Genomic DNA, 26,455 nt, shown 5'->3' with positions numbered 1-26,455 from the left:
TGTGGACGGAGCCGGCCCCTCCACCCGCGGGTGGAGGGGCCGGCGGACCGGTGCCTGTGGATATCCGGCTCAGGCGTCGATGCGCGAGCGGTCCAGGGTCGCCGCGGAGCTGGTGATGAACTCCTTGCGGGGCGCCACGTCGTTGCCCATGAGCAGGTCGAAGACCTGCTCCGCCGCCTCCAGGTCGCCGATGTTGATCCGGCGCAGGGTGCGGTGGCGCGGGTCCATCGTGGTCTCCGCCAGCTGGTCGGCGTCCATCTCGCCGAGGCCCTTGTAGCGCTGGATGGCGTCCTTGTAGCGGACGCCCTTGCGCTGGAACTCCAGCAGCGTCTGCCGCAGCTCGTTGTCCGAGTACGTGTAGACGTACTTGTCCTGGCCCTTCTTGGGCTGGACGAGCTCGATGCGGTGCAGCGGCGGGACTGCGGCGAAGACCCGGCCGGCCTCGACCATCGGCCGCATGTAGCGCTGGAACAGGGTGAGCAGCAGCGTGCGGATGTGCGAGCCGTCGACATCGGCGTCGGTCATCATGATGACCTTGCCGTAGCGGGCGGCGTCGATGTCGAAGGTGCGGCCCGAGCCCGCTCCTATGACCTGGATGATCGCGCCGCACTCGGCGTTCTTCAGCATGTCCGAGACGGACGACTTCTGGACGTTGAGGATCTTGCCGCGGATCGGCAGCAGGGCCTGGAACTCGCTGTTCCGGGCGAGCTTGGCGGTGCCGAGCGCGGAGTCTCCCTCGACGATGAAGAGCTCGCTGCGCTCGACGTCGTCGCTGCGGCAGTCGGCCAGCTTGGCGGGCAGCGAGGAGGACTCGAGCGCGGTCTTCCGGCGCTGCGCCTCCTTGTGCTGGCGCGCGGCGATACGGGTCCGGGCGGCGGCGACGGCCTTCTCCAGGACCGCCCGGGCCTGCGCCTTGGCGTCGCGCTTGGTGGAGGTCAGGAAGGCCTTGAGCTCCTTGGCGACCACGTTGGCGACGATGCGCCGGGCCGCGGAGGTGCCGAGCACCTCCTTGGTCTGGCCCTCGAACTGCGGCTCGGCGAGCCGGACGGTCACGACGGCGGTGAGGCCCTCCAGGGCGTCGTCCTTGACGATGTCGTCCTCGGCGACGCGCAGCAGCTTCGCCGAGCGCAGCACCTCGTTGACCGTCTTGGTGACGGCCTGCTCGAAGCCGGAGACGTGGGTGCCGCCCTTGGGGGTGGCGATGATGTTCACGAAGGAGCGCACCGTGGTGTCGTACCCGGTGCCCCAGCGCAGCGCCACGTCGACGCCGAGTTCGCGGGTGACCTCGGTGGGCGTCATGTGGCCGCGGTCGTCGAGGACCGGGACGGTCTCCTTGAAGGTGCCCTGGCCGGTGAGCCGGAGCACGTCGCAGACGGCCTTGTCCTGGGCGAGGTACTCGCAAAACTCGCTGATGCCGCCGTCGAAGCGGAACGTCTCCTCGCTCTTGCCGATCCCGTCGAGGTCGCGCTCGTCGCGGACGACGATGGTGAGACCCGGCACGAGGAAGGCCGTCTGGCGGGCGCGCTGGTGCAGCGTCTCCAGGGAGAGCTTGGCGTCCTTGAGGAAGATCTGCCGGTCGGCCCAGTAGCGCACACGGGTGCCGGTGCGGGGCTTGGGGACGCGCTTGCCCTTGAGCAGGCCGCTCGACGGGTCGAAGGGGCTGTCGGGGCCCGGCTCGGTGAAGATGCCGGGGACGCCGCGGCGGAAGCTGATCGAGTGCGTCGCCCCGTTCCGGTCGACCTCGACGTCGAGGCGGGCGGACAGCGCGTTCACCACGGAGGCGCCCACGCCGTGCAGACCGCCGGAGGCCGCGTACGAGCCGCCGCCGAACTTGCCGCCGGCGTGCAGCTTGGTCATGACGACCTCGACGCCGGAGAGTCCGGTCTTGGGCTCGACGTCGACGGGGATGCCGCGCCCGTTGTCCCGGACCTCGACGGAGCCGTCGTCGTGGAGCACGACGTCGATGTGGTCGCAGTAGCCGCCGAGGGCCTCGTCGACGGAGTTGTCGATGATCTCCCAGAGGCAGTGCATCAGACCGCGGCTGTCGGTGGACCCGATGTACATTCCGGGCCGCTTGCGGACCGCTTCGAGCCCTTCGAGTACGAGCAGGTGCCGCGCGGTGTAGTTGGAACCGTCACGGTCTGCGGTCAGCAGCGCACTGGACGGCACGGACGTTTCGGCGGTCACGCGGTTCGCTCCTCGCTGAATTTGAATCTGGCCCTCTGGGGGTAAAGGCCCGGCGTCGGTCGCCGGTCAGAGGGTACCGAGGCCTGGTAGAGCCGTTCTCACGCCACCCTCGTGATTCGCCATGCTAGTCCAGAGTCGTAAGGATGTTCGATCACTCGGACGAGTGACGTGGACATCACGTTCCCTTCCAGGCATGAACCATTTAGGCTCCGGGCACGTCCTCATGAACAACCGGCAAGCCAGCCGGGGAGGACCGACCGACCTACAGCAATGCGAAACCCGTAGTGCGACGCAATACGGCCCATTCGCCGCCAACCGGCAGCAGACAGCCACCTCGGCCAAGAAATTTCGAGGAAAAGCCACGAGCGGGAACGTTTTCGGCCTGGTTGGATGTTGACCCTGGTACGACAGCTCGTCGAGCTAGAGAAGAGGCGACGTGACTACTGTTCTGACCCCCGCGAGCCCGCTGACGGCCGCTGACCGCTGCGACCGTTGCGGCGCCCAGGCGTACCTGCGCGTCGTCCTGACCAGCGGCGGTGACTTGCTCTTCTGCGCTCACCACGGGCGCAAGTTCGAGCCGGAACTCAAGAAGATCGCCGCAGAGATACAGGATGAGACGGACCGGCTCACCGACGTGCCGGCCCACACGGTCGACGAGGACCGCTGACATCTCGCATCCACCACTGGCACCACGACGAGCCAGAGCCGGTCCTGAACCGGACGCCGGGCGGCCGTCCCCGCATTCCAGGGGGACGGCCGCCCGTCCTCGTACCCTCCGGGCGTCAGCCCCGGGAGACCGTCTGCGGCAGCGGATCGGGCAGCACCGCCGAGATCCGGGTGTACACGCCGGGGTTCTCCGCCTCCGCGCAGCCGCTCCCCCAGGACACCAGGCCGACCAGCCGCCCCCTGGCGACCAGCGGGCCGCCGCTGTCGCCCTGGCAGGCGTCCCTGCCGCCCGCGGGATCGCCCGCGCAGAGCATGGTGGCGGGCTGGTAGTCCCCGCTCGTGTTCCCCGGGTACGCGCGCTCACAGGCCGCGTCCTCGAGCACCTGCACGCGCGCCGCGCGCAGTGAGGTCGCGTACGTGCCGTTCCCGGTCGTGTCGCCCCAGCCGTACACGGTCGCGATCGTGCCCGGCGCGTACGCCGAGTCGCCCGGCCCCGCCGTGGCGAGCACGTACGACTCCGGCAGCGGGCTGCTCAGGGTCAGCACGGCCAGGTCGCCGGCATTGGTCGCCGGCCGGTACGCCGGGTTGATCCACGTCTCGGCGACCCGGATCTCGCGGCCGCCCTTGTCCGTGAGCTCGGTGCGGCCCGCGATCACCGCGAGGTCGGACACGTCCTCCGGCGCCCCGCCGAGCACCTCCGGGCCCAGGCAGTGCGCCGCCGTGAGGACCTTCGTGGGGGCCACGACCACCCCGCCGCAGAACTGCCCGGCCCGCATACCGCCGAACCGGTCACGGCTGGACAGCGCCACGACCCAGGGCGTGTCGGCGACCTCGACCGGCTCACCCCCGACGATCACGCGGTCGGCGCTCGCGACCCCGGGCGCGGCCAGCGCTGCGGCGGCCGCAGAGACCAGGCCCAGGGCGCCGGTCACTGCTCGGGCGATGGAACGACGCATTGGCTCTCCTGACTCTCCGGGGTTCTCGGTTCACCCAGAGTCGTGCAGCTACCCAGCGCGCGCACCCGCGCACAGCCGAAGGGCCCGGTTCCCCCTTTCCGGGGAACCGGGCCCTGAAGACCGGCGCGCCGCGGCGCGTCGCGCTCCTAGTCGAGGTAGTCGCGCAGCACCTGCGAACGGGACGGGTGGCGCAGCTTCGACATCGTCTTCGACTCGATCTGGCGGATCCGCTCACGCGTGACGCCGTAGACCTTGCCGATCTCGTCCAGCGTCTTCGGCTGGCCGTCGGTGAGACCGAAGCGCATGGAGACCACGCCGGCCTCGCGCTCGGAGAGGGTGTCGAGCACCGAGTGCAGCTGCTCCTGGAGGAGCGTGAAGCTGACCGCGTCGGCCGGGACGACCGCCTCGGAGTCCTCGATCAGGTCACCGAACTCGCTGTCGCCGTCCTCGCCGAGCGGGGTGTGCAGCGAGATGGGCTCGCGGCCGTACTTCTGGACCTCGATGACCTTCTCCGGGGTCATGTCGAGCTCCTTGGCCAGCTCCTCCGGGGTGGGCTCGCGGCCCAGGTCCTGGAGCATCTGGCGCTGGACGCGCGCGAGCTTGTTGATGACCTCGACCATGTGCACCGGGATACGGATGGTGCGGGCCTGGTCGGCCATGGCGCGGGTGATCGCCTGACGGATCCACCAGGTGGCGTACGTGGAGAACTTGTAGCCCTTGGTGTAGTCGAACTTCTCGACCGCGCGGATGAGACCGAGGTTGCCCTCCTGGATCAGGTCCAGGAAGAGCATGCCGCGGCCGGTGTAGCGCTTGGCCAGCGAGACCACCAGACGGAGGTTGGCCTCCAGGAGGTGGTTCTTGGCGCGGCGGCCGTCCTCGGCGATGATCTCCAGCTCGCGCTTGAGCTTCGGGGCGAGCTTGTCGGAGTTCGCCAGCTTGTCCTCGGCGAACAGACCGGCCTCGATGCGCTTGGCGAGCTCGACCTCCTGCTCGGCGTTGAGCAGCGGGACCTTGCCGATCTGCTTGAGGTAGTCCTTGACCGGGTCGGCGGTGGCGCCGGCGACGGCGACCTGCTGGGCGGGCGCGTCGTCCTCGTCCTCGTCGGACAGGACGAAGCCCTTGTTCTCGCCCTCGGTGTCCTCGTCGTCGCCCTTGCCGGGCGCGACGTCCTCGAGCAGCTCCTCGCCCTCGAGGATCTCGTCGTCGTCCTTCTTGGCGGTGGTCTTCTTCGCCGCGGTCTTCTTGGCGACGGTCTTCTTCGCCGTCGTCTTCTTGGCCGCGGTCTTCTTCACGGCCGCCTTCTTGGCCGGGGCTGCGGCCTCCTCGGCGGTTTCCGCGCTCTCGGCCGCCGGGGCCGCCGGGGCGGCCGCGACGGTCCTGGTCACGGTCGTCTTGGCGGTGACGGTCTTGGTGGCGGTGCGCTTGGCCGGGCTCTTCGCTGCGACGCTCTTGCGGGCGCGCTTCGGCGACTCCGCTGCACTGACCATCAGCGTCACACCCTCTTCCTCGAGGATCTGATTGAGGCTGCGCAGAACATTCTTCCACTGGGTTGGCGGAATCTGGTCAGCCTCGAAGGCCCGACGCACGTCATCGCCGGCGATCTGCCCATCAGCCTTTCCCCGCTCGATGAGCGCCATCACAGACTCGGACTCGGCGATCTCCGGCGGGAGCGTACGGGATGTGCTGGCCGACACGAACAACCTCTCGGAACGATGGAAAACGGCTTCCGGCCCCGCCCATGATCGGGCCGGAGCCGACGACCGACGGCTGGGGATGTGCCGACGGCGCGGGCTGGACCGGGGAACTGCACAGCGCCTCGCGGGGCTGCTGTATTCCTTCCTCGGCTGTCACCTCTTAAGTCATCGCACTGCCTCGAAGAGCGTTACGCCCATTCCGCGTGGCCCGAGTCACACCCCAAAGGAGACGAACCGGTACAGACCGGTCGTTCACCCCATGATCGCGCCGCCGGAGCCCCTGACCGGCGCCTTCAGTGCTCGCGCGGGGCGGGCACGACGCCGCCGCCCTCCGGGTGGACCGTGAGCAGCTGCCGCATGGCCGTCTCGGCGCCCTGGGCGTCGCCGGAGGCGAGGCAGTCGACGATCCGGGCGTGGTGCGCGAGGCAGGACTCGCCGGGGCGCTCGCAGCCGGTCGCGGTGGCGCCGGAGACCTGGAGGGCGGCGCCGACGATCCCGGAGAGGTGCTCCAGCATGCGGTTGCCCGCGAGCTGGATGAGCAGGGAGTGGAACTCGGCGTCGGCCCGGGAGAAGGTGAGGCCGTCTCCCTGGGCGAAGGCGTGGCCCATGATCTCGACCATGTCGGCCAGGCGCTGCTGGACGTCCTCGCGGCCGTGTCCTGCGGCGAGCCGGGCGGCCAGGGGCTCGATGGTCCAGCGCAGCTCGTTGAGCTCACGGCGCTGGTCGTCGCGCTGCGGCCCGAAGGCGCGCCACTCGATGATGTCCGGATCGAGCAGGTTCCAGTCGCTGACCGGGCGGACCCGGGTGCCGACGTTGGGGCGGGCGCTGACGAGACCCTTGGCCTCCAGGACGCGCAGGGACTCGCGCACCACGGTGCGCGACACCTCGAAGCGCTGGCCGATCTCCTCGGGGACGAGGGGGCGGTCGGCACCGAGGTCGCCGGAGACGATCATCTGGCCGAGCTGCTGGACGAGTTGGCCATGCAGTCCGCGGCCGCGGCTTCCGGCACTGCGGCGGCCCACCCGGCCGAGGTCGGTGTCCGCGGTCTCCCAGGAGGGCGGGCCGACCCGCTCGGCGGGCGCCTCCGCGTAGGGGTAGCGGTCGAGATCGCCCGTGGCGGCCAGGCCGGAGTCGGCGGAGCGGGCGGCGGTCATCATGGTGTGCGCAAGGGTACTCACGCATCCTTTGTCGGCGCGGCTTCCACGCCCCTTGAGGTCTTTGGTGAAAAGCACACGAAAGGGTGATCGCCACCTCATGCACAATTGACGCTTAATCGGTGCTAACCGGGCATTTTCAAGGCAGTTGCGTCGAAAGATCGTCGGAAGTGGAGGCGATCATTCCAGAGGTGATCACCAACGGGCCCCTCGGCGAAGGCCGGTGAGCAGATACGCGCCCAGCAGCGACGCCAGCGACAGGACCAGAGCCACCCCGACGGGCTGCCCCACCACCCGCAGCGCCCCGTCGAGCCACCGGTCGCCTGCGGTCGGCCACTGCGTGGGCAGCAGTTCGCGCAGCCGCGCCGGGAGCCCGGTGACCGGCCGGGTCGGTACGCGGGTGAGCACGGCGCGCAGCGCGGGCACGACGGCCACCGGGACGGCCAGCACCGCGGCCACTCCGGCGGCGGTCGCCCGGAACACTCCGGCCCCGAGCACCCCCGCCCAGGCGCAGCCGACCGCGAGTCCGAGCCAACCGGCCGCGAGCGAGGGCCAGTTCCCGGGCACGGGAATCAAGTCGCCGCCGTAGACGAGGCGGAGGGCCTCGAGGTCGAGGACGACGGTGAGCACGCCGAGCAGCAGCGCGACGGCACCGCTGACGACGAGCTTGGCGACCAGCAGGCCGAGGCGGCGCGGCACGGCGCCGCGGCCCGAGGTGAGGGCGGGGTGGCGGTACTCGTCGCCGAAGGAGAGCGCGCCGAGCAGCCCGGCGCCGAGGGCTGCGGGCGGCAGCGGGGAGAGCTCGGGCCAGCCCGCCACGGCCACCGGGACCGGCGTGCCGCCGCCGCGGGCGAGCAGGACGGCGAGCACGGCCGAGACGACGAGCGTGGCGGCGGCGACGAGCCAGGTGGAGGGCAGGCCCAGGAGCCGGCGGATCTCGTAGCGGACGGGGCGGCGCGGGGCACGGACGGGGCGGCGCTGGGGTGTGGCGGGGAGGTCGGGTGCGGTGTGGCGGTTGGGGCGGGCCGTCGCCTCTCCCGGGCCTTCGGCCGCGGGTACGACCTCCGTCAGGGCGGGGGAGGCCGAGGGCGGGGTGGCGGGGACGCCGGTGTCGCCCACTTCTTCGGCGAGGCGGTGCACGAGGACGCCGTGCCGGAAGGCGGTGTCGCCGACGGCGGCGCAGTCGCTGCCGTAGACGGACAGCCGGCTGCCGCCCTCGACGACGACCTCGACGGCGCGGCGGGCGGCCCGGGCCTCCTGGTTCAGGACGGCGGCGAGGCGGGCGGCGTGCGGGGTGCGGACGGCGACCCGCGGACGCAGCCGCGTGCGCGCGAACTCGGCGGCCCGCTGGTCCGCCACGAGCCGGCCCGCGTCGAGCGTGACGACGCGGTCGGTGTTGCGCGCCGCCTCCTTGGGGTCGGCGGTGGTGAAGAGAACCGTTCCTCCGTTCTGTGCGTGGGCGCGCAGGAGTTCGTGGAGCCAGAGGGTCTCCCGGGCCGGCAGACCGGCGCCGGGGTCGTCGAGGAGCAGGGTGTGCGGGTCTCCCAACAGGGCGCAGGCCAGGCCGAGTCGGCGGTCCATGCCGAGCGGCAGGCCGCCGAGGCGCAGGTCGCCGGCGCCCGTGAGGCCGACCGCCTCCAGCACCTCGTCCGCGCGCGCGGCGGGGGCGCCGAGGGCGGCGCCGAGCATCCGCAGCTGGCCGCGCAGGGTGCGCGAGGGATGGCCGGGCACGTCGCCGAGGAGCACGCCGACCTCGCGGCCGGGGTGGGCGATCTGGCGCAGGAGCCGCCCACGGTAGTAGGTGAGACCCCGGCCGGGCTCGAGTTCGAGCATCAGCCGCAGCGCGGTCGTCTTCCCCGACCCCGCGGCCCCGAGCAGTGCGGTGACCTGGCCGGGCAGGGCCTCCACGCTGAGGTCGCGCACGGCGGGAGGGCGGTCGCGGCGGGGGGTGCTGGTGAGTCCGATGGCCTGGAGCATCGCTTCTCTCGCGGTAGGGAAGACCGCTGCGCGGCAGGGGCGGCTACCGCAGCAAGATAACGCGACATTTCAGACTTTTGGTGCAGGGTTGCGGCCTGCGGAGCCCGGGTGTCCGGCCGCGCGGGCGGCCGGACGGGCTCCTGCGCTCAGACCTCGGGACGCAGCATCGGCGGGTTGAGCAGGGTCGCTCCGCCGGGCCGGAACAGCTGGGCGGGACGCCCGCCCTGCCGGGTGGTGGTGCCTCCGGCCGGTACCAGGAAGCCGGGCGTGCCGGTCACCTTCCGATGGAAGTTGCGCGGGTCGAGCGCGACCCCCCACACCGCCTCGTACACCCGCCGGAGCTCGCCGACCGTGAACTCCGGCGGGCAGAAGGCGGTGGCCAGCGAGGAGTACTCGATCTTCGACCGGGCCCGCTCGACGCCGTCGGCCAGGATCTGGGCGTGGTCGAAGGCGAGCGGCGCGGACTGCTCGTCCCGCGCTCCCTCGCTCTCCTGCAGCAGCTCGTCGACCGGCGCCCAGCGCGCGCTGTTCGCGTCGCCGCCGGCACGCGGCGCGGGCAGGTCGGGGGCGAGGGCGAGGTGCGCGACGCTGACGACCCTCATCCGCGGGTCGCGGCGCGGGTCGCCGTAGGTGGCGAGCTGCTCCAGGTGCGCGCCCTTGACCGGGTCGGTGGTCGGAGCGCCGGGTTCGGCGACGCACAGCCCCGTCTCCTCGACGAGCTCGCGGGCGGCCGCGGTGGTGAGGTCCTCGTCCTCCCGGACGAAGCCTCCGGGCAGCGCCCAGCGTCCCTGGAACGGCTGCTCGCCCCGGCGCACGACCAGCGCGCACAGCGCGTGGTGGCGCACGGTGAGCACGACCAGGTCGACGGTGACGGCGAAGGGCGGGAAGGCCGACGGGTCGTAGGGAGACATGCCGCGATCATAGTCGTCTTCCTGACGATAAACACGCCCCTCTCCCGCAACGGGCCCGACTTCCGGCACTCGTGCCCCTCCGGACCCGGGCACCGGCTCAGACCCCCAACTGGAGGCCCTCGGCCGCCTGCTCGACGATGGCCGTGCCGAGCCTGCCGATCCGCACCGCGAACGGCTCCCCCGCCACCCGCAGCCCCGCCAGGAGGACCGCCCCCAGCGGGGCCGACCGCATCGGGCGCAGGGCCACGGTCCGCCCGGGCGCGTCGGGCCGGATGCCCGCGAGTGCCACCAGCGCGTGGACCGCCCCGGCGGCGGCGACCGCCGCCGGCCGGCAGGCCGCCGGATGCGGCACCGGCACCGCGCCCGCGGTGCGCTGCTCCCCCGCGTACATCTCGGGCAGCCGGTACCCGAACGCCTCGGCCGCGTCGAGCAGCCCCCTCAGCAGGGCCGCGGCCTCCCGTTCGTGTCCGGCACCGGCGAGACCGGCGACGGCCACCGCCGTCTCGTGCGCCCGTACCGCCCCGGACCGGTGCCCGAACGGGTTGTGCCCCGGCTCCTTCGCCCCGAGCCCGCGCAGCCCCCAGCCGGTGTCGAGCGCCGGCCCGCCGAGCAGCCGGGCCAGCTGGTCGGTCTGCCGCTTGTCCAGCAGCCCGGGCGCCGTACGGCCGCCTCCGGTGAGGCCGGTGTCGAGGAGGTGCGCGGCCCACGAGCCGAGGAGCGGCAGGGGCGTCCCGTCCGGGAGCAGCGCCGCGACGGGACGTCCGCCGCCGAGGTCCTCCCGCCAGAACTCCCGCCGGAACCGCTGCCGCAGGGCCGCCGCCCGGTCTCGCCACTCCGCCGCCCCGGGGCGGCCGCAGAGCTCCAGGAGGTCCGCCCCGAGCTCGGCGGCCCGGTGGGCGTGCGCCTGGGTCTCCGCGCGCCGCGGGCCGGCGGGGCCCGGGTCGGGCACGAACCCGTCCGGGTCCGAGGCGGCCCGCAGCCAGTCGAGGCAGCGCTCGGCCGCGGGCAGCAGCTCGGCGAGCTCCTGCTCGGGCAGTCCCCAGCGGGCGGCCTCGGCCAGGACGGCCGGGAAGGCGAGGGTCGCCTCGGTCCCGGTGCACCGGGGCGGCAGTCCGGGGCCGGAGTCCCGCAGCGGTCCCGGGATCCAGCCGCGGTCGGGACCGCCGCCGGCCCGCTGGCCACGGGCCAGGGCGCGGAGGGTTCCGGTAGCGAGCCGGACGCCGAGCGGCAGCGCCATCCGAGCCGCCCAGAGGGACTCGGCGGTGACCGGTCCACAGCGCCACGGCACCCCCGCCGCCGCGTGCACCTCGTCCGGCCGGGCGCGGTCCCGGAGCAGCAGGCCCCGCAGATCGCCGAGGGAGGCCCCGAGAAGCGCGCCGACTCGGGGGTCGTCCCCCTCCGCCCGCGCCTCGGCGAGCACCTGCCCGCCAGGGCCCGCGACGTCGCCGGCCACGGGCTCGGAGCGTCGCTCGGCGGGCCGGTCGCCACGGACGCGCAGCTCGATGGTGCGGGTGCCGCCGGGGGCGAGGTCGAGGTCCCAGCGGAGCAGGCCCGCCACGGCGAGGGAGTCCGTCGGCGGCGGCTCGGCAGTGACGCTCGCCCACCGGCCGTCGGGCGCGGCCCACCGCAGTCCCGCCGCGTGGACGCCGGCGGAGAGTTCGGGCCCGGGCCGGCCGGCCGCCACCGCGCCCAGATCCGCGAGATCCGTGCCCAGAGCGAGCTCCACGGGGAGCCGGAGCGGGCGGGCCGCCGAGCTGCGCAGGGTGATGCGCTCGGTGCCGTCGGCGCGGCGGACGCGCTCGACCGTGAGTCCGGGATCCGGGCCGACGTCCCCCGGTGTGCGCAGCACGCCGACGAACCGGATCCGGTCGGCGGCGGCCAACCGGCCCTGGACGGCGATCGGTTCGCGCCCGTAGACCCGCAGCACACTGCGGGAGAGCAGCCGGCGGCCTGCGTGGTAGATCCCGTCGAGTCCCTCGCCGGTGAGCCGGCCGTGCTCGCCGCAGAGCACGAGCCACGGCAGGGCGACCGCGACGAGCAGGGCGTGCACGGCCGGCGGTTCCCCCGGCGGCGCGCCGCGCTGCGGGGCGGGTCCGGCGGCGGGGTGCGGGGCGGTCGGCCGTCCGGCGGCCGGGTGGGCGGCCTGCACGGCGGCCGGGGCCGGGACGCGGGGGTCCATGAGTCGTGTCCTGCGCCTTCTGTGCGGTCCGGGCTGCCCGCACGACCCGCGCCCGTGACCGGGCCGAGGAGGTCGTACGACTCCGACACCGTGGTGAACGGCGCTCCGAGGAAACGGGTCACGGTCCGTCACCCCCTCCCCGATCCGCGCCCACCCCTGTGGGGCAGGGGGTTCGCCGCACGGGTCGGCCGGATCTCGCCCCGCCGGCCGCGCCCCGGACGCGTAGCCCGTCCGACCGCGGGCGGACGTACGGATCCCGGCCGGGCCCGCCGCACCCTCCGACGAGCCGACGCCGAACCAGAGCCGGAACCGGAGCCGGAGCCGGAGGCCGAACCGGAGGCAGAACCGGAGCCAGCGGCCGAAGCAGAGGCCGAACCGGAGCCGGAGGCCGACGCCGAACCGTAGGCCGACGCGGATTCCGGCGCGGACCCGGCGACCGCCGCCACGTCCGCGACCAGCGGCACGTCCGCGGCCGGCGCCGATTCCGCGGCAGCCGCCGCCGTACCCCGCTCCTCCGACCCTGCCCCGCTCGCGCCGCCCTCCCCCGGCGCCCGGTTCCTGGCGGACCGTTCGCTGCGCAGGCACTCCCGCAACGACTCCGGATCGAGCCCCTCGTTGCATGCCTGATGAAGCAGCCGGGCGAACCGGTAGTCGGGGTCGGCCTCCAGCGCGAGGCCGAGGGCGACGCGGGCGGTGGGTTCGTCGCCGGTCGACCAGGCGGTCCAGCCGGCGAGGGTCAGGGGCGCGGCGGCATGCTCCGTGTACGGGGCGACGCAGCGCCTGGCGAGCACCCGCCAGAGCCGCAGGGCCGCAGCGCCCTCGGCCCCCTCCATCCACTCCGCCGCCCGGTCACGGGTCTCCCGGTCCTGCAGGCCCATGATCACGTCGGCTGCCTCCCGGTCCGTGACGAGCGCGTCGTCGGCGGCGTCCCCGGCCGGGCCGCCGACCCGTTCGAACCGTCCGATCAACTTGCGGGCCAGCTTCAGCGTCTCCTCACGCAGCCGCTCCAGCGCACGCGCGTCGACGATGCAGGGGATCACCGCGGCGGAAGCCGCGTCGAGTGCCCGGCGCAGCGCGGGCGCCTGCCCGCGCGCGGGCGGCTTGAGGCCGGCTTCCATCTCGCGCAGCGTGCCGCGCACCCGGATTCCGGCGTACGCGGCAGCCGCCGCCATCACGGACGTGCCGGGCAGGGCGAGCGGAGTCCCTTCCGGGGGACAGCAGCGTGCGTCGGGGCAGCAGTAGGAGAAGTGGCGGCCGTCGGAGATGCACAGAGCTTCGTACACGGGCACGTCGAGGGCTCCGCAGGCGGTGCGCAGGCGCTGGGCGAACGGGCGCAGACGTTCCATCACGCGCTGTCCGCTCTCTCCGGGCGCCGGGTCCTGGCAGAGGAACACGAGGATGCCGTCGGGGCGTTCGCCGCGCCGCTCGCAGCCGTCGACGAGGCTTTCGGCGAGATGCTCGGCGGTGGCGGGCCAGTCCACCGGTGAACGCGGGATGCCGAGCCTGAGCCGGCCGCCGAAGCGTCCGCGCTCGCCGTGCAGGGCGACGAGGACGACGGAGTCCGTGGGGTGGAAGCCCAGGACGAACGGCAGGGCGTCGGCGAGTTCGGCTGGGCCGCGCAGGGTGATCTGGTGCTGGTCCGCCGGTCCGGTGGTTGCGTGGTGCTGGTTCATGGCGACGACGTTCCCGCGACCGCACCGATCTCGCGACCCCTGTGGATAACGCCGTTGTGGTTATCGGACCGGCCGCCCGGCCCTGACCGCGTTGTCCACAGATCCGGGTGCGCGGTCGCCCGCTGTCGGTGCCGTCGGGTTGCATGGAGGCATGCAGACCGGAGAGACCCGAGAGATCCGCATCCCCCTCGACGAGGCCGTGGCGGTCCTGCGGGACCTGAACGAGTTCGTGGTGTCCCTCGACCGGCTCGGATCCCGCATGGCGTCCGGAGCGGCCGACGAGCACACCCTCGGCAGATTCGTCGTCGAATGGGACGTCGCCCGGCGTCTGTCGCACGCTCGGCACGTCATCAGCACCGCGCTGGACGGGCAGTTGAGCGCGGAGGAGAACGCCCGGATCGACGACCTGTGCGAACAGGGCCGGTTCTTCCCCTGACCGGCCCGCCGTCAGCCCGAGGCGGCGAGCACCAGCGGAAGCACCGGCCCGCTGCCGGCCCGGCGGAGGAGACGGGCCGCCACGGCCAGCGTCCAGCCGGAATCGGTGAAGTCGTCGACCAGCAGGACGGGGCCGGCGGCGGCCGCCACGGCGCCCGCCAGCTCCTCGGAGACGGTGAAGGCGTCCGAGAGACCCTTGAGCCGCTGGGCGGAGTTGCTGCGCCGTGCCGCCCGGGCGCCGCCCGGCCCGGTGTACGTCAGCGTGCCGAGGAGGGGCAGGCGGCCGACGGACGCGATGCCCTGAGCGAGGGAGCCGACGAGCTGCGGCCGGGTGAGCGACGGCACGGCCACCACGCCCACCGGCCGTGCGGAGGCGTCCGGAATTCCGGCGGCCCAACCGCCGGGCGAGCGCGCCCAGTCGGCGAGGACGGCGACGACGGCCTTCAGCACCTCGTCGGGGACCGGTCCGTCGGGCGCGTTCTCGGCGAGCAGCGGGCGCAGCCGGTTGCCCCAGCCGATGTCCGAGAGCCGGCCGAGGGCCCTGCCGGTGGAGCACTGCTCACCGGCAGGGATGCGTCCCTTGAGCTCGACGCCGAGGGCCGGCATGCCGGTCGGCCACATGCGGCGGGGCTCCACCTCCACGCCGGGGCGGTCCAGTTCCCTCGTCGCGCCGGTCAACGCGTCGGCGGAGACGGAGGAGTCGATCCACGGGCCCGCGCAGTTGTCGCACCGGCCGCACGGGGCCGCGCCCTCGTCGTCCAGCTGCTGCCGCAGGAACTCCATCCGGCACTGGGAGGTGTCCACGTAGTCCCGCATGGCCTGCTGCTCGGCGGCCCGCTGCCGCGCCACCCACGCGTACCGCTCCGCGTCGTACACCCACGGCTGCCCGGTGCTCTCCCAGCCGCCCTTGACCCGCCGCACGGCCCCGTCCACGTCGAGCACCTTGAGCATCGTCTCCAGCCGGGTCCGGCGCAGGTCCACCGCCGCCTCCAGGGCCGGCACGGACAGGGGCCGCCCGGCGCCGGCGAGGGCCGTCAGGGTCTGCCTGACCTGCGCCTCGGGCGGAAAGGCGGTGTCGGCGAAGTAGCGCCAGATCGCCTCGTCCTCCTTGCCCGGCAGCATCAGCACCTCGGCGTGCTCCACGCCGCGGCCGGCCCGGCCCACCTGCTGGTAGTACGCGATCGGCGAGGACGGCGAACCGAGATGGATCACGAAGCCCAGGTCGGGCTTGTCGAAGCCCATGCCGAGCGCGGAGGTGGCGACGAGCGCCTTGACGCGGTTCGCCTGGAGGTCGGCCTCGGCCTGGAGCCGGTCCGCGTTCTCCGTACGGCCCGTGTACGAGGCCACCGGGAAGCCGCGTTGCCGCAGGAAGGCCGTGGCCTCCTCGGCCGCGGCCACGGTGAGGGCGTAGATGATCCCGGAGCCCGGCAGCTCGTCGAGGTGCTCGGCGAGCCAGGCCAGCCGGTGGGCGGCGTCCGGCAGCCGCACGACCCCGAGCCTCAGGCTCTCCCTGTCCAGCGAGCCCCGCAGCACCAGGGCCTCGCCGGCGCCGGTCCCCAGCTGCTCCGCCACGTCCGCGGTGACCCGGGCGTTGGCGGTGGCGGTCGTGGCCAGCACCGGCACGCCCGGCGCGAGGTCGCCGAGCATCGTGCGCAGCCGGCGGTAGTCGGGGCGGAAGTCGTGGCCCCAGTCCGAGATGCAGTGCGCCTCGTCCACCACGAGCAGACCGGTCGTCGCGGCGAGCTTGGGGAGCACCTGGTCGCGGAAATCGACGGAGTTGAGCCGCTCCGGGCTCACCAGGAGCACGTCGGTCTCGCCGTTCTGGATCTCCTGGTAGATCGTCTCCCACTCCTCGGGGTTGGCCGAGTTGATGGTGCGCGCCCGGATGCCGGCCCGTTCGGCCGCCTCCACCTGGTTGCGCATGAGCGCGAGCAGCGGCGAGACGATGACGGTCGGCCCGGCGCCGCGCCGGCGCAGCAGCGCGGTGGCGACGAAGTACACGGCGGACTTGCCCCAGCCCGTGCGCTGCACGACGAGCGCGCGCCGGCGCTCCTCGACCAGGGCCGCCACGGCCTGCCACTGGTCCTCCCTGAGCCGGGCAGTGCCTCCTGGGTCGGCGACCAGTTCGGCGAGAACGGCGTCGGCCTCGGTGCGCAGATCCAGCGTGTCCATACCCCCATGCAACCCGATACCCGGGCCTGGGGGCGAACTCACGCACTGCGACCGTGTCCCTCGCACGAGTGAGCAGAGTCGCTGCGGCCGCCTGGGCGCGGATGAGCCAGGGGGCGCACGGTTTTCGCCGGTGCTCGCCGCCGAGGGGTGATCACCGGTGAACGGGGGATGAATCATGGGACAACTGGGCAGGGATATCCACACCATTCCCGCTCATACCAGTCAGCGGCCTCAATTGCTCGTTGCCCGCTCCCGCGCCCGCCAGCAAGAATTGGAATCCGCCCCGCACGGCCCGTTCGGGGACCGGAAGGGCCTTGCCGTGCATGCCCTCACTCGACTCTGCCCGCGCCCGGGCCGTATCCGAAGGGAGGACCGTGACCTTCGGATTCCACTCGCCCGCGGCCGGCTCGATCGGCCCCTCGGCCGGGGCCGCAAGCCGGTTGAGAATGCTGGAGCCCGCCGAGTGGGCGGCGGCCGGGATTCCGCTGCTGCGCAATCCCCGCGAGGTCGTCACCGGCCTGCACACACGCCACCGTCCGACGCCCGCGACGGCGGTCGTCGCGGTGCTCGATCACGAGGAACGGCTCGCCGCCAGCGCCTCGTTCACCCGCCGCTCCGCGCCGGCGGACGGCTGGGAGTTCCGCAACGCGCTGCTCGCGCAGCTGCGCCGGGTGATCCCGCACGACCTCCGGCGACGCGCCCCGGTGCGTACGGCGGTGCTGCTCTACTGCCGTGAGGGCGACGAGCGTTGGACGGAGGAGGACGGGGCCTGGATGTGGGGCCTGCGGGACGCCTGCACGCTGCACGGGCTGCGCTGCGGCGCGTACATCACGCTCACGCGGAACGGCTGGCAGGTCTTCGGCGAGGGCCGCGGCGGCCGCCAGCCGGCCATCGGCTCGCGGCCGACGGCCCTGGGGGAGATATCCACCGAGTTCGGCTCGCTCGCGCCGCGCACGGCGGGCGGAGCGGCGGAACCCCTGCGCCGCACGGCGGCGCGCTGACGCGACGTACGGAGCCGAACGGGCCTGCGGCGCGCCGACGCGACACACGGAGCCGAAGGGGCCCACGGCGCACGGTCGTTGGACACACACCGCACGCGCCGCGGCCCGGCCGCCCGCGCGGGGCAGCCGGGCCCGGAATTCGGCGCCCGTCCGCGTGACGCCGGGGCGTCGGCGCGAACGGGTCAGACGCCCGCGCCGAGCACCGCGTTGATGCGCTGCGGGTCACCACAGACGATCAGCAGCGCGCTCGCGCGGCGCAGGGCCACCGGCAGGGCGCGGGCGGTGACGTCGTCCGCGCCGCCGTTGACCGCGACCACCACGACCGGCCGGGTCGCGGCCTGTTCGACGGCCGAGGCGTGGGCGAAGAACACGTCGTCGCCGGCCTCCTGCTGTGCCCAGTAGGCGGCCTCGCCGAAGGACAGCTCGTGCGCCGCCCACGGGTGCTGCTCACCGGTGGTGAGGACGAGGACGTCGCCGGGCGCGCGGCCGGAGTCGAGCAGCAGGTCCACGGCCTCCTCGGCGGCGTCGAGCGCGCCGTCCGCGGGGGCGGGGATCAGCTGGATCTGCGGGCCGCCCTGCTGTCCGGAACGATTCTCCGGACGAGACGGCGAGGACTGCCCGGCGCCGGGGGCGGGGCGCTGCGCCGGCGGCGCCGGCCGGGCCGGGCCGGGGCCCGGACGACCCGGGCGCGGCGTGGCCGCGGAGCGCGGACCGGGTACGGGACGAGGGGTCGGCGAGGGCCGGCCGGCCGGCGAGGCGGCGCGGGGACCCTGAGCACTCTCGTGAATCTGAGGCTCCTCGGGGATGAGAGGCATGGGTGGATGTCTATCAAATGCCCCGTGGCGGGGCATAGGCGGGTGGGCACATACGTGCGGCCCGGCCGGGAGACCGGGCGGTGGAGCGGCCGCCGGAGCGGCCCGCGCCGGGGCGGTCAGAAGTCGAAGCCGAGCTGTCCCCCGCTTTCCAGTGCGGCCGCCTCGGCGGAGAGCCGCACCTTCTTCAGGTGCCGCCATCGGGGCAGGGCGTCGAGATACGCCCAGGTGAGCCGGTGGTGCGGGGTGGGCCCCCATTCCGCCAGCGCCGCCTTGTGCACCGGCGACGGGTAGCCGGCGTTCGCGCCGAACTCGTACGCGGAGTACTCCCCCGTCTCCACGCCGAGTCCCGCCATCATGGCGTCGCGCCGCACCTTGGCGATCACCGAGGCGGCGGCGACGGCTACACAGCTCTGGTCGCCCTTGATCACCGTGCGGACCGTCCACGGGCCGCCGAGGTAGTCGTGCTTCCCGTCGAGTATCACGGCGTCGGGTCGGACGGGCAGGCCGTCCAGCGCGCGGCCCGCGGCGAGGCGGAGCGCGGCGGTCATGCCGAGTTCGTCGATCTCCTCGGAGGAGGCGTCGCCCAGCGCGTACGCGGTCACCCAGGTCTCCAGCTCCAGGGCGAGCTCGCCGCGGCGCTTGGGGGTGAGCAGCTTGGAGTCGGTGAGCCCGGCGGGCGGGCGGCGCAGTCCGGTGACGGCCGCGCAGACGGTGACGGGACCGGCCCACGCCCCGCGTCCGACCTCGTCGATCCCGGCGACGATCTTGGCGCCGGTGGTGGCTCGGAGCGAACGCTCGACGCTGTGAGTGGGTGGTTCGTAGGGCATGGCGCCTGACAGATTACGCCGATGCGCGCCGCGCGCGGAACCCGGTTTCCGGTCGCCCGCCGAGGTCCAGCCCGGAGGCGACGCGTCCGGTCCGTCCCGCGAGGGGCGGGACGGACCGGACGGGTGGCCGGATCGCGCGTCGGGGCGCGAGGTGCGGGTGCGCGTCAGGGCCCTGCGGACGCCTGAGCGTCAGGGAACTGCGGACGCGTGGCGTCAGGGAACTGCGGACGCGTGGGCGTCAGGGCGCTCCGTACGGGTCGGCCGTGCTGTACGGGTCGGTCGTCTCGTACGGGTCGGTCGTGCCGTACGGATCACCGTCGTTCTCCGGGTCGTAGTCGTCGTCCAGGACGTCCCGGCTTTTCATCCCGCAGGCGTCGGGGATCCATTTCACCTTCCGCTCGGAGAGGATCTCCCGGGCGCGCTCGCGGCTCCAACTGGTCCCGTACCAGGACTCCTCGGCGCGCAGCTGCCTCTCGAGGTGCACGAGGGCGCACGACCTCCGGGGCTCGGGCAGCCGGTCCAGGGCGGGTACGGCGTCGGCGGAGAGGCCGTCCAGGTAGTCGATGTCGATCTTCCCGGTCCGCTCGAAGCGGTCGACGTTGCTCTGCGCGATGACCGCGTCCGGCGAGATCAGGCCGAATCCGAGCACCGCGACCGCCGCGCTCGCGGCGACGGCGCGGGGCAGCAGCCGGGCCCCGAAGACACCGGCGGCCATGATCAGCACGATGACGACGCCGAGCCAGATCTCCATCGCCGTGACCGAGATCCGCAGCCGCGTCAGCCCGTACGCGTCGACGTACAGGTCCATCCTGCGCAGTGCCGACGCCACCACGACCAGGGTCAGCAGGCACAGCGCGCCGAGGACGGAACGGACCAGGGTCCGGTCGCGGGCGTCGGAGCGCGGGGCCCAGCGCAGCGCCAGGCCGATGACCAGGAGCGTCAGCAGCGTCGCGACGAGCAGTTGCCAGAAGCCCTGCCGGGCGTACTCGCTGTAGGTGAGCCCGGTCTCCTTCAGCACCTTGTCGTATCCGCCGAAGAGGACGGTCAGTTGGACCGTGATGAAGGCCGCGAACAGCAGGTTGAGGACGACCAGCGGAAGCGCCCACTCCATGCGGCCGCGGGCCCGGCCCGGCTTGACCTCCATGCGGTCCCAGCGCAGCGGCGCCGCGCCGGTGCGGGCGACGGCGATCGCGCCGAAGAGGCCGAGCAGGAACAGCGCGAAGCGCCACGGGGCCTGCTCCAGCGACACGTCCGGCATGAGCGAGCCGAGCAGGTCGGCGAAGGCGGCGTCGGCGCCCGCGAAGAGCGCGCCGAAGACGACGAGGAGCACGACGGCGACCAGGACGGGGCGCAGCACCGGCCCCCAGCGGCCGCGCGAGCCCTCGGCACGGGCGCGCAGGCTCTTCCAGGTCCACACGGTTCCCGAGCCCAGCGAATGGACCAGGCCGAAGGGGCTGAACAGGACGCTGGGCCAGCCGCGGCCGCCGTGCAGGGCGAACGCGGTGAGGGCGAGTGCGGAGACGATCGCGAGGAAGGTCGGCCAGCCGGCGTCCACCAGCGCGGGCACGGCCAGCAGGGCGAGGCCGCCGAGCGCCCAGACCAGGGTCCACGGGCGCAGGCGGCGGCCGGCGGCGCGGGCGGCGAAGCCGGCGGCGAGGACGGCCGGGACAGCGATGATCAGCAGGTTGACGCCCAGGCCGCCGTCCAGGAGGAGGGCGGTGAGCAGGCCGGTCGCGAGGATCGCCCACAGCGTCGGCAGGGTCGCCCGGGCGGGGGCGGGCGGGCGCAGCTTGTCGAGCGGGCTGTTCACCGGCCCCTGGCCCGGCGGCACCCACGGCTGGTAGGCGACGTGGGGGTACGGGGGCTGAGCCTGAACTCGGGCTTGAGCCTGAGCCTGGGCCTGCTGCGGCAGCTGCGCGCCGGCGGGAGGCTGCGACGGCCGGGACGATTGCGCGGCCTGCGACGGCTGGGACGGCGGCACGGGCTGCGACGGCGGTACGGGCTGCGCCTGCTGGGGCTGCTGCGACTGCTGTGCAGCCTGCGACGGCTCCCCCTCGGTCGGCTTCTGCGCCGCCGGTCGCACCTCTGCAGGCGCCGCAGCCGCCGGCTCCGTGGCCACCGGCTCCGCCGCTGACGGCTCTCCGGCCGCCGGCTGCGCCCCGGCCTGCCTCGGTTCTCCCGGCTCCGCCCCGGCAGGACGCCGGTCCTCAGGCGTCGGCTCCTCCGGCGGCGGCGGTATGGACTCTGTGTCGGACACGGGACCCCTCCCTCCCCCGGCACAACCGGCCGGGGGTGGGGCGACGCGGCGGCTGCGGTCCGGGGTCTCTTCGGCGCCCATTTCATGATCAGCGGCGCGCGGTGCCCGTCAGGCTAGCGCCGTGACACGTTTCCGGCCCCCGGCCGGACGGGCCCCGGCCCATGCTGTGGCAGGACCGTGACAGAGCTCAGGCGCCCACGCCGCCCGGCAGCCACGCCGGCAGGTCCTCGGTCTGCTCCAGCCACGCGGCCGGGGGCGCGCCCTGGGCCGTGGCCGCGACGACGCCGCCGGCGATGGCGCAGGTCGTGTCGACGTCCCCGCCGACCTGGGCGGTGGTCCAGAACATCTGCTCGTAGTCGCCGAGCGCCCGGGCGGCCGACCAGAGCGCGTACGGGACGGTGTCGTGGGCACTGGTGCGCCGCCCGCTGCCGAGCACCGCCGCGACCGTGGCGGCGTCCGCGTAGTCGAGCATGTCGCGCGCCCGGCGCAGCCCCGCGCCGACCGCGCTGCGCGGGATCAGGGCGACGACGCCGTCGAGCAGCGCCTCGGGCGTCGGCGGGCCGGCCGGATCCGCCGCGAGCGCGGCGGCGGCGGCCACCGCCATGGCCCCGACCACGGCCTCGCGGTGCTGGTGGGTGGTGTAGGCGGAGATCTCGGCCTGGTGCGTGGCCTGCTCGGGGTCGTCGGCGTACCAGGCGCCGAGCGGGGCGACGCGCATGGCGGCGCCGTTCCCCCAGGAGCCCTGGCCGTTGAACAGCGCCGCGGCGAGTTCTCGCCAGTCGCCGCCCTCGCGGATCAGGCGCAGCATGCGGTTCACGGCGGGGCCGTAGCCGCGGTCGAAGTCGTGGTGCTCGGCGAAGGAGTGGGCGAGGGCGTCCTGGTCGATGCGCTCGTGGGCGGCGAGCACGGCGAGGACGGAGCAGGCCATCTCGGTGTCGTCGGTCCACTGCCAGGGCCCGGCGGGCACCTCGCGTCGCTTCAGCAGGGGGTAGTTCACGGGGACGAAGTACTGGGAACCCAGGGCGTCCCCCACGGCCAGGCCGCGCAGGCTGGCGAGGGCGCGTGCGAAGCGCCGGTCGGGAGAGGAGTCAGCGGTCATCTCCCTCTCACTCTATCCGGTGCCGCCGTACGGTTCCGGGCTCCGCCAGCGGTCGAACGGCCGGTCCAGGGTGTAGCGCCCGTCCTCCCCCAGGAGCAGCGTCCGGGTCTCCCCGTTGCCCGGATTGGACAGCGACTCGAACTCGGCGACCGTCCAGTGGAACCACCGCATGCAGAACAGCCGCATGGTGAGCCCGTGGGTGACGAGGAGGACGTTCGGCGGGTGGTCGGGCGCCTCGAAGCTCCGGTACAGGCTCTCCAGGAACGCGCCCACCCGGTCGTACACGTCGGCTCCGGACTCGCCCTGGGCGAAGCGGTAGAAGAAGTGCCCGTACGCGTCGCGGTAGACCTTCTGGAGCCGCACGTCCTCCCGCTCCTGCCAGTTCCCCCAGTCCTGCTCGCGCAGCCGCGGCTCCTCCCGCACCCGCACGCGCGCGGGGTCGAGCCGGAAGGCGCGGAGGGTCTCGTGGGTGCGGCGGTACGGCGAGACGTAGACGCTGACGCGTTCGTCGCCGAAGAGCGCGCGCAGCCGCTCGCCGGTCCGCTCCGCCTGGCGCAGCCCGTTCTCGGTGAGCGCGAGCGCGTGGTCGGGCTCGCGCTCGTACACCGAGTCGTCGACGTTGCCGACGGACTCTCCGTGGCGGACGAGGACGATGCGCCGTGGTCGTGCCATGCCCCGACCCTAGTTCGACCGCTCCGGGGCGGCTCAGCCGGCCGGTCGGACGGGGTACGTCCTGGGTACGGCGTACGGCGAGGAGGCCGGGGTCCTACGGAACACGGGAGCGCCGGGGAGCGCGTGGGAGGCGCGGCGGGCGCGGCGGGCGCGGCGCCTCACACCGTCCAGGCCGGCTCCAGCGCGACCACGTCCCCCGACATCGCCGCGATGTCCGCCTCCGTCTGCGCCCGCAGGCCGAGCCGTTCGACGCGCTCGGTGCGGTACTTGCCGTGCTCGGCCGCCGAGTGCCACAGCGACAGGACCAGGAACTCGTGCCCGGGCGCCTCGCCGAACAGCCCGCGCAGCATCCCCGGCGACCCGGCCATGGCCGGGTTCCACACCTTCTCCTGCATCAGCGCGAAGTGCTCGACGCGCTCCTCGTGCACCCGGCAGTGCGCCACCCGGGCCACGTCCGCGTCGGCGAAGCCCGGCTCGAAGCCCGTCTTCACGTCGAAGCGGTGGTCGAACAGCTTGACCTGCGCGTCCTTGAACGTGCCGGCCTGCGAGGCCGCGAGCCGGTCGTGGGCCCGCGCCATGAAGGAGTCGTAGAACGCCCGGCTCTCCCAGAAGGAGAAGACATGGGCGACATCGGGCCGTCGGCGGCTCCAGCCCCCGCCCTGCCCCCGGAAGCCCGGCTCCCCCAGCAGCCCCGCCCACTTCCGCTGCCCCCGTTCGAACCCTCTACGGTCCACCACGGTGCAGCGAATCCACTTGACCAGCACCGCGCCATGGTACGGCTCAGGACGACGCCCCGTCAGAGGTCCGCGGAGCGATCACCCGATAAGCGAATGCCGGCGCCCGCGCAGGCTCGCACAATGATCCGCATGACGGCACTGCACACCAATCCCCTTTTTTCCCGGCTCGGTTCGGCCGAGCGCGTCCTGGTCGCCGGGGCCGGCGGCGGCTTCGACGTGTACGCGGGACTGCCGATCGCCCTGTCGCTGCTCCACCAGGGCAAGGAGGTGCACCTCGCCAACCTCACCTTCAGCTCGATCGGCGGGCTGCCGGAGGACGCCTGGCTCGCGCCCGACGTCGCCGTGGTCACCCCCGAGAGCTCGCCCCACCAGACCTACTTCCCGGAGCGCACCCTCGCCCAGTGGCTGAAGCTGCACGGCTACCCGGCGAAGGTGCACGCCCTGGAGCGGGTCGGGGTGCAGCCGCTGCGGGCCGCGTACCGGGCGCTGATCGAGCACTACGGGATAGACGCCGTCGTGCTGGCCGACGGCGGCACGGACATCCTGATGCGCGGCGACGAGTCGGGGCTCGGGACCCCGGAGGAGGACCTGACCAGCGTCGCGGCGCTCGCCGGGATCGACGACCTGCCCGGGCTGACCGAGCGGCTCGTCGTCTCGATCGGCTTCGGCGTCGACGCGTACCACGGGGTGAGCCACGGCCTGGTCCTGGAGAACATCGCCGCCCTGGAGCGCGAAGGGGCGTACCTCGGCGCGTTCTCGGTCTCGCGCGCCACCCGGGAGGGCGCGCTCTACCTGGACGCGGTCGCGCACGCCCGGCACCGGACCCCGGACCAGCCCAGCATCGTGAACGGCTCGATCGCGGCGGCGGTCCAGGGTTCCTTCGGGGACGTCCGGTTCACCGAGCGGACCCGCGGCAGCGAACTGTTCGTGAACCCGCTGATGTCCCTGTACTTCGCCTTCGAGCTGAGCGGGATCGCCGCCCGCTGCCTGTATCTGGACCGCATCGAGCAGACCGTTCTGCTGCGCCAAGTGGCCAGTGCCATCGCGGAGTTCCGGGACGAGGTGGTACGGCAGCGGCCGCCGGTGCGCTACCCGCACTGATCCAGATGCTCCGGGCCCGGCATGACACGATGAGCAACCTGCCCGCGACCACGGGCAGTCGGTCGCATCGAGAGAGGGGATTGACGGTGGGCGGTCTCAACAAGGGGGTCGGCAAGGTCGAGGTGACGCTCAAGTGGGACCCCAGTCCGATGGGAGCGCCGGAGCACGACCTCGACATCATCGCCGGCGTGTACGGCGCCGACGACCCGTACGGGGCGCCGGTCTATCTGGTCCATTTCGGCAGCCGCTCCCCCGACGGCACGATCACGCTGAACCGGGACAGCCGTACGGGCCAGGGTTTCGGCTACGACGAGGCGCTCACGGTCGAGCTGGAGCGGATCGCCCCGGCGTACGGGCGGGTCGTGGTGGGCGTGGCGATACAGCAGGGCGGGGGCCGCCGGACCTTCGGCGACATCGCCCACACGGGTGTCCTGGTCCGCGAGGGCCATGTGGAGCTGCTGAAGGACGACTTCGCCGCTCTGGGGGACGCGACGGCGGCAACGGTGGTGGAGTTCACCCGGGACGGCGCGAACGGCTGGGAGTACCGGGCGATCCCGCGCGGCTTCGACGCCGAGCCGCAAGAGTTCGCGGCGCTGATGGGCGCGCGGCAGGTTTAGCCGCGCGACGACGACGAAGAGGCGGGCCCGGTGCGTGCACCGGGCCCGCTCCTTCAGAGGGACTCCGTGCAGGGAAACTCCGCGCAGGGGGACTCCTCTCTGTGGGACTCCTCTCCGTGGGACTCCCCGCCCGGCGCGTCGCCGAGGTACGCCCGCAGACCGAGTTCCGGCGCCACGGAGTGCGCGAGCATCCCCAGCCACTCGTCACCGGCCGCCAGGCCCTCCCGGGCCGTCGCGCACCACTCCGCACGGTCCAGCAGGCCGAGGTACGCCTTCCGGACCGTGTCCCAACCGGCCTTCAGCGCCGGGCCATCGGTCCCGACCGGGGTCTCCACGCCCAGGTGGTGGGCGACGCTCGCCCCCGTGAAGTACCGCTCGACCGTCGGGTCCGCCTTCCCGAGGTGGCGGACGTGCGCCTCCAGCACCGCGAGCGCGTGCGGGTAGTGACGCAGAGAAGTCCCCATGCCCTCGGCGTACGTCATCACATGGAGGAGCCGCCCGGCGTGGTCCATCACGTCGGTGTCCCGTCCGTGCTGGACGACCGCCTCGTGGGGCGCGGTGACGCGCAGGACGTGGTCGACGACGTAGCTGTTGAGGAATTCCCCCCGGGCCAGCGCCTTCCGCAGCAGCCACGGCCGTACGGCCGGGTGGGCGTCCGCGTGCCGGCAGAGCTCGTGCACCACGTGGACCCGCCCCCACTCGGTGACGCGGTCCGCGAGCCACAGCAGCGCCTCGACACCGCCGGGGAGGCGTTCCAGGGCGACTGCGGCAAGGTGGCCGAAGGCGTTCGCGTGCAGGCCGATGGTCTGGATCCGCGGGATGTCGTGCGCGGTCCCGGCCTCCGCGAGCAGGGCGAGTCCGGCGCAGACGGCGCCGGGCCCGGTGCCGTGCCGGACCAGCCACCGGCCGGTCTGCCGGGCCTTGGCCGCAGGCGCCCGCGCCGCGGCGCGGCCGATGTGCTCGTCGGGGCCGTAGGCGGCCGGAAGGCCGTCGAGCCGGGCGGCCAGCGCGCGGGGCGGGACCCTCGGATCGGCGAAGTACCGGTCCAGCAGCGCCGCCACCTCGACGGCGGCGCGTGTGTGGTCCGGAAGCGGCCCCTCGTCGCCGCGTGGCCGGAGGGGGAACCGCGCCCCGCCGCGCGGCAGGGGCGCGTCCGGGTTCGTCCGGTGGTACCGGAGGGCGAGGTCGAACAGCGTGCGAGGGGCGCCGGACGGCGTGGCGCCGGGCGTCGCGCTCACCGGCGGACGGAGGACTCGATTCTCTTGATCATGAAGCGCACCCTGTCACGGCCGCCCCCTCACGACAAGAGGGCGGTGGCGCCGACG

General features: G+C 73.8%; 21 protein-coding genes. 5 read left to right on the top strand and 16 right to left on the bottom strand.

Annotated features, from left to right (window positions below; all coding sequences use genetic code 11):
• Positions 1 to 69: 69 nt before the first annotated feature.
• Complete coding sequence (locus ACNJ93_RS24295) at positions 70 to 2,187, bottom strand: DNA gyrase/topoisomerase IV subunit B (protein ID WP_418959544.1); 2,118 nt, start codon at positions 2,185 to 2,187, stop codon at positions 70 to 72.
• 436 nt (positions 2,188 to 2,623) lie between these two features.
• Here ACNJ93_RS24295 and ACNJ93_RS24290 point away from each other — a divergent pair, with 436 nt between their 5' ends.
• The gene (locus ACNJ93_RS24290; protein ID WP_318102687.1) at positions 2,624 to 2,854 is read left to right on the top strand and encodes a DUF7455 domain-containing protein; all 231 of its coding nucleotides are present in this window, start codon (positions 2,624 to 2,626) and stop codon (positions 2,852 to 2,854) included.
• 115 nt (positions 2,855 to 2,969) lie between these two features.
• On the opposite strand, the gene ACNJ93_RS24285 is transcribed toward ACNJ93_RS24290, so the two are convergent.
• The 7 genes from ACNJ93_RS24285 to ACNJ93_RS24255 form a co-directional block, all read right to left on the bottom strand.
• Complete coding sequence (locus ACNJ93_RS24285) at positions 2,970 to 3,809, bottom strand: S1 family serine peptidase (RefSeq protein ID WP_418959543.1); 840 nt, start codon at positions 3,807 to 3,809, stop codon at positions 2,970 to 2,972.
• A 146-nt stretch (positions 3,810 to 3,955) separates the two neighbouring features.
• Positions 3,956 to 5,503 (bottom strand): RNA polymerase sigma factor, encoded by a 1,548-nt coding sequence (locus ACNJ93_RS24280; protein WP_418959542.1) that lies wholly within the window; start codon positions 5,501 to 5,503, stop codon positions 3,956 to 3,958.
• 293 nt (positions 5,504 to 5,796) lie between these two features.
• Positions 5,797 to 6,681, bottom strand: coding sequence for a FadR/GntR family transcriptional regulator (locus tag ACNJ93_RS24275; protein WP_418959541.1), 885 nt, complete (start codon positions 6,679 to 6,681; stop codon positions 5,797 to 5,799).
• A 171-nt stretch (positions 6,682 to 6,852) separates the two neighbouring features.
• Entirely contained in the window at positions 6,853 to 8,634 is a 1,782-nt protein-coding gene (locus ACNJ93_RS24270) for an ATP-binding cassette domain-containing protein (protein ID WP_418959540.1), read from the bottom strand.
• A gap of 146 nt (positions 8,635 to 8,780) precedes the next feature.
• Positions 8,781 to 9,545, bottom strand: coding sequence for an NUDIX hydrolase (locus tag ACNJ93_RS24265; protein WP_418959539.1), 765 nt, complete (start codon positions 9,543 to 9,545; stop codon positions 8,781 to 8,783).
• Between the two features lie 97 nt (positions 9,546 to 9,642).
• The gene (locus ACNJ93_RS24260) at positions 9,643 to 11,724 is read right to left on the bottom strand and encodes a glycogen debranching N-terminal domain-containing protein (RefSeq protein ID WP_418959538.1); all 2,082 of its coding nucleotides are present in this window, start codon (positions 11,722 to 11,724) and stop codon (positions 9,643 to 9,645) included.
• Between the two features lie 128 nt (positions 11,725 to 11,852).
• Positions 11,853 to 13,397, bottom strand: a complete 1,545-nt coding sequence (locus ACNJ93_RS24255; RefSeq protein WP_418959537.1) for a DUF4192 domain-containing protein — start codon at positions 13,395 to 13,397, stop codon at positions 11,853 to 11,855.
• A gap of 151 nt (positions 13,398 to 13,548) precedes the next feature.
• Here ACNJ93_RS24255 and ACNJ93_RS24250 point away from each other — a divergent pair, with 151 nt between their 5' ends.
• Positions 13,549 to 13,833, top strand: a complete 285-nt coding sequence (locus ACNJ93_RS24250) for a hypothetical protein (protein WP_418959536.1) — start codon at positions 13,549 to 13,551, stop codon at positions 13,831 to 13,833.
• Between the two features lie 11 nt (positions 13,834 to 13,844).
• On the opposite strand, the gene ACNJ93_RS24245 is transcribed toward ACNJ93_RS24250, so the two are convergent.
• Positions 13,845 to 16,004: a RecQ family ATP-dependent DNA helicase gene (locus tag ACNJ93_RS24245; RefSeq protein WP_418959535.1), complete on the bottom strand. Its 2,160-nt coding sequence runs from the start codon at positions 16,002 to 16,004 to the stop codon at positions 13,845 to 13,847.
• A 374-nt stretch (positions 16,005 to 16,378) separates the two neighbouring features.
• Between ACNJ93_RS24245 and ACNJ93_RS24240 the strand changes: the two genes are divergently transcribed.
• Positions 16,379 to 17,005 (top strand): hypothetical protein, encoded by a 627-nt coding sequence (locus ACNJ93_RS24240; RefSeq protein ID WP_418959534.1) that lies wholly within the window; start codon positions 16,379 to 16,381, stop codon positions 17,003 to 17,005.
• 182 nt (positions 17,006 to 17,187) lie between these two features.
• On the opposite strand, the gene ACNJ93_RS24235 is transcribed toward ACNJ93_RS24240, so the two are convergent.
• The 6 genes from ACNJ93_RS24235 to ACNJ93_RS24210 all read right to left on the bottom strand — a co-directional run bounded on the left by ACNJ93_RS24235 (position 17,188) and on the right by ACNJ93_RS24210 (position 23,439).
• The gene (locus ACNJ93_RS24235) at positions 17,188 to 17,820 is read right to left on the bottom strand and encodes a hypothetical protein (RefSeq protein ID WP_418959533.1); all 633 of its coding nucleotides are present in this window, start codon (positions 17,818 to 17,820) and stop codon (positions 17,188 to 17,190) included.
• Positions 17,821 to 17,936: 116 nt separating this feature from the next.
• Positions 17,937 to 18,647 (bottom strand): ribonuclease HII, encoded by a 711-nt coding sequence (locus ACNJ93_RS24230; protein WP_418959532.1) that lies wholly within the window; start codon positions 18,645 to 18,647, stop codon positions 17,937 to 17,939.
• A gap of 238 nt (positions 18,648 to 18,885) precedes the next feature.
• Positions 18,886 to 20,766 (bottom strand): DUF4153 domain-containing protein, encoded by a 1,881-nt coding sequence (locus ACNJ93_RS24225; protein WP_418961512.1) that lies wholly within the window; start codon positions 20,764 to 20,766, stop codon positions 18,886 to 18,888.
• A 325-nt stretch (positions 20,767 to 21,091) separates the two neighbouring features.
• Positions 21,092 to 22,003, bottom strand: a complete 912-nt coding sequence (locus ACNJ93_RS24220) for an ADP-ribosylglycohydrolase family protein (protein ID WP_418959531.1) — start codon at positions 22,001 to 22,003, stop codon at positions 21,092 to 21,094.
• A gap of 12 nt (positions 22,004 to 22,015) precedes the next feature.
• Positions 22,016 to 22,675, bottom strand: a complete 660-nt coding sequence (locus ACNJ93_RS24215; RefSeq protein ID WP_418959530.1) for a histidine phosphatase family protein — start codon at positions 22,673 to 22,675, stop codon at positions 22,016 to 22,018.
• Positions 22,676 to 22,833: 158 nt separating this feature from the next.
• Complete coding sequence (locus ACNJ93_RS24210) at positions 22,834 to 23,439, bottom strand: YdbC family protein (protein ID WP_418959529.1); 606 nt, start codon at positions 23,437 to 23,439, stop codon at positions 22,834 to 22,836.
• A gap of 102 nt (positions 23,440 to 23,541) precedes the next feature.
• On the opposite strand from ACNJ93_RS24210, the gene ACNJ93_RS24205 reads away from it, so the two are divergent.
• Entirely contained in the window at positions 23,542 to 24,513 is a 972-nt protein-coding gene (locus ACNJ93_RS24205; protein WP_418959528.1) for a DUF1152 domain-containing protein, read from the top strand.
• A gap of 86 nt (positions 24,514 to 24,599) precedes the next feature.
• Positions 24,600 to 25,130 carry a TerD family protein gene (locus tag ACNJ93_RS24200; protein WP_418959527.1) on the top strand — a complete coding sequence of 177 codons (531 nt, stop codon included), beginning with the start codon at positions 24,600 to 24,602 and terminating at the stop codon, positions 25,128 to 25,130.
• Between the two features lie 53 nt (positions 25,131 to 25,183).
• Here the strand turns inward: ACNJ93_RS24200 and ACNJ93_RS24195 are convergent, their stop codons facing one another.
• A complete protein-coding gene (locus ACNJ93_RS24195) occupies positions 25,184 to 26,368 on the bottom strand; it encodes a hypothetical protein (protein WP_418959526.1) in 1,185 nt (394 codons plus the stop codon).
• Positions 26,369 to 26,455 lie beyond the last annotated feature (87 nt).

Origin of the sequence: Streptomyces tritici (assembly GCF_048500665.1) — a bacterium.
Classification (GTDB): domain Bacteria; phylum Actinomycetota; class Actinomycetes; order Streptomycetales; family Streptomycetaceae; genus Streptomyces; species Streptomyces tritici.
This window is presented reverse-complemented; position numbering and strand designations above follow the sequence as displayed.

Coding starts and splice junctions, on each gene's coding strand:
- ACNJ93_RS24285 (WP_418959543.1), bottom strand. CDS start 3,809: ATGCGTCGTTCCATCGCCCGAGCAGTGACCGGCGCCCTGGGCCTGGTC.
- ACNJ93_RS24270 (WP_418959540.1), bottom strand. CDS start 8,634: ATGCTCCAGGCCATCGGACTCACCAGCACCCCCCGCCGCGACCGCCCT.
- ACNJ93_RS24265 (WP_418959539.1), bottom strand. CDS start 9,545: ATGTCTCCCTACGACCCGTCGGCCTTCCCGCCCTTCGCCGTCACCGTC.
- ACNJ93_RS24260 (WP_418959538.1), bottom strand. CDS start 11,724: ATGGACCCCCGCGTCCCGGCCCCGGCCGCCGTGCAGGCCGCCCACCCG.
- ACNJ93_RS24255 (WP_418959537.1), bottom strand. CDS start 13,397: ATGAACCAGCACCACGCAACCACCGGACCGGCGGACCAGCACCAGATC.
- ACNJ93_RS24250 (WP_418959536.1), top strand. CDS start 13,549: ATGCAGACCGGAGAGACCCGAGAGATCCGCATCCCCCTCGACGAGGCC.
- ACNJ93_RS24245 (WP_418959535.1), bottom strand. CDS start 16,004: ATGGACACGCTGGATCTGCGCACCGAGGCCGACGCCGTTCTCGCCGAA.
- ACNJ93_RS24235 (WP_418959533.1), bottom strand. CDS start 17,820: ATGCCTCTCATCCCCGAGGAGCCTCAGATTCACGAGAGTGCTCAGGGT.
- ACNJ93_RS24230 (WP_418959532.1), bottom strand. CDS start 18,647: ATGCCCTACGAACCACCCACTCACAGCGTCGAGCGTTCGCTCCGAGCC.
- ACNJ93_RS24220 (WP_418959531.1), bottom strand. CDS start 22,003: ATGACCGCTGACTCCTCTCCCGACCGGCGCTTCGCACGCGCCCTCGCC.
- ACNJ93_RS24215 (WP_418959530.1), bottom strand. CDS start 22,675: ATGGCACGACCACGGCGCATCGTCCTCGTCCGCCACGGAGAGTCCGTC.
- ACNJ93_RS24205 (WP_418959528.1), top strand. CDS start 23,542: ATGACGGCACTGCACACCAATCCCCTTTTTTCCCGGCTCGGTTCGGCC.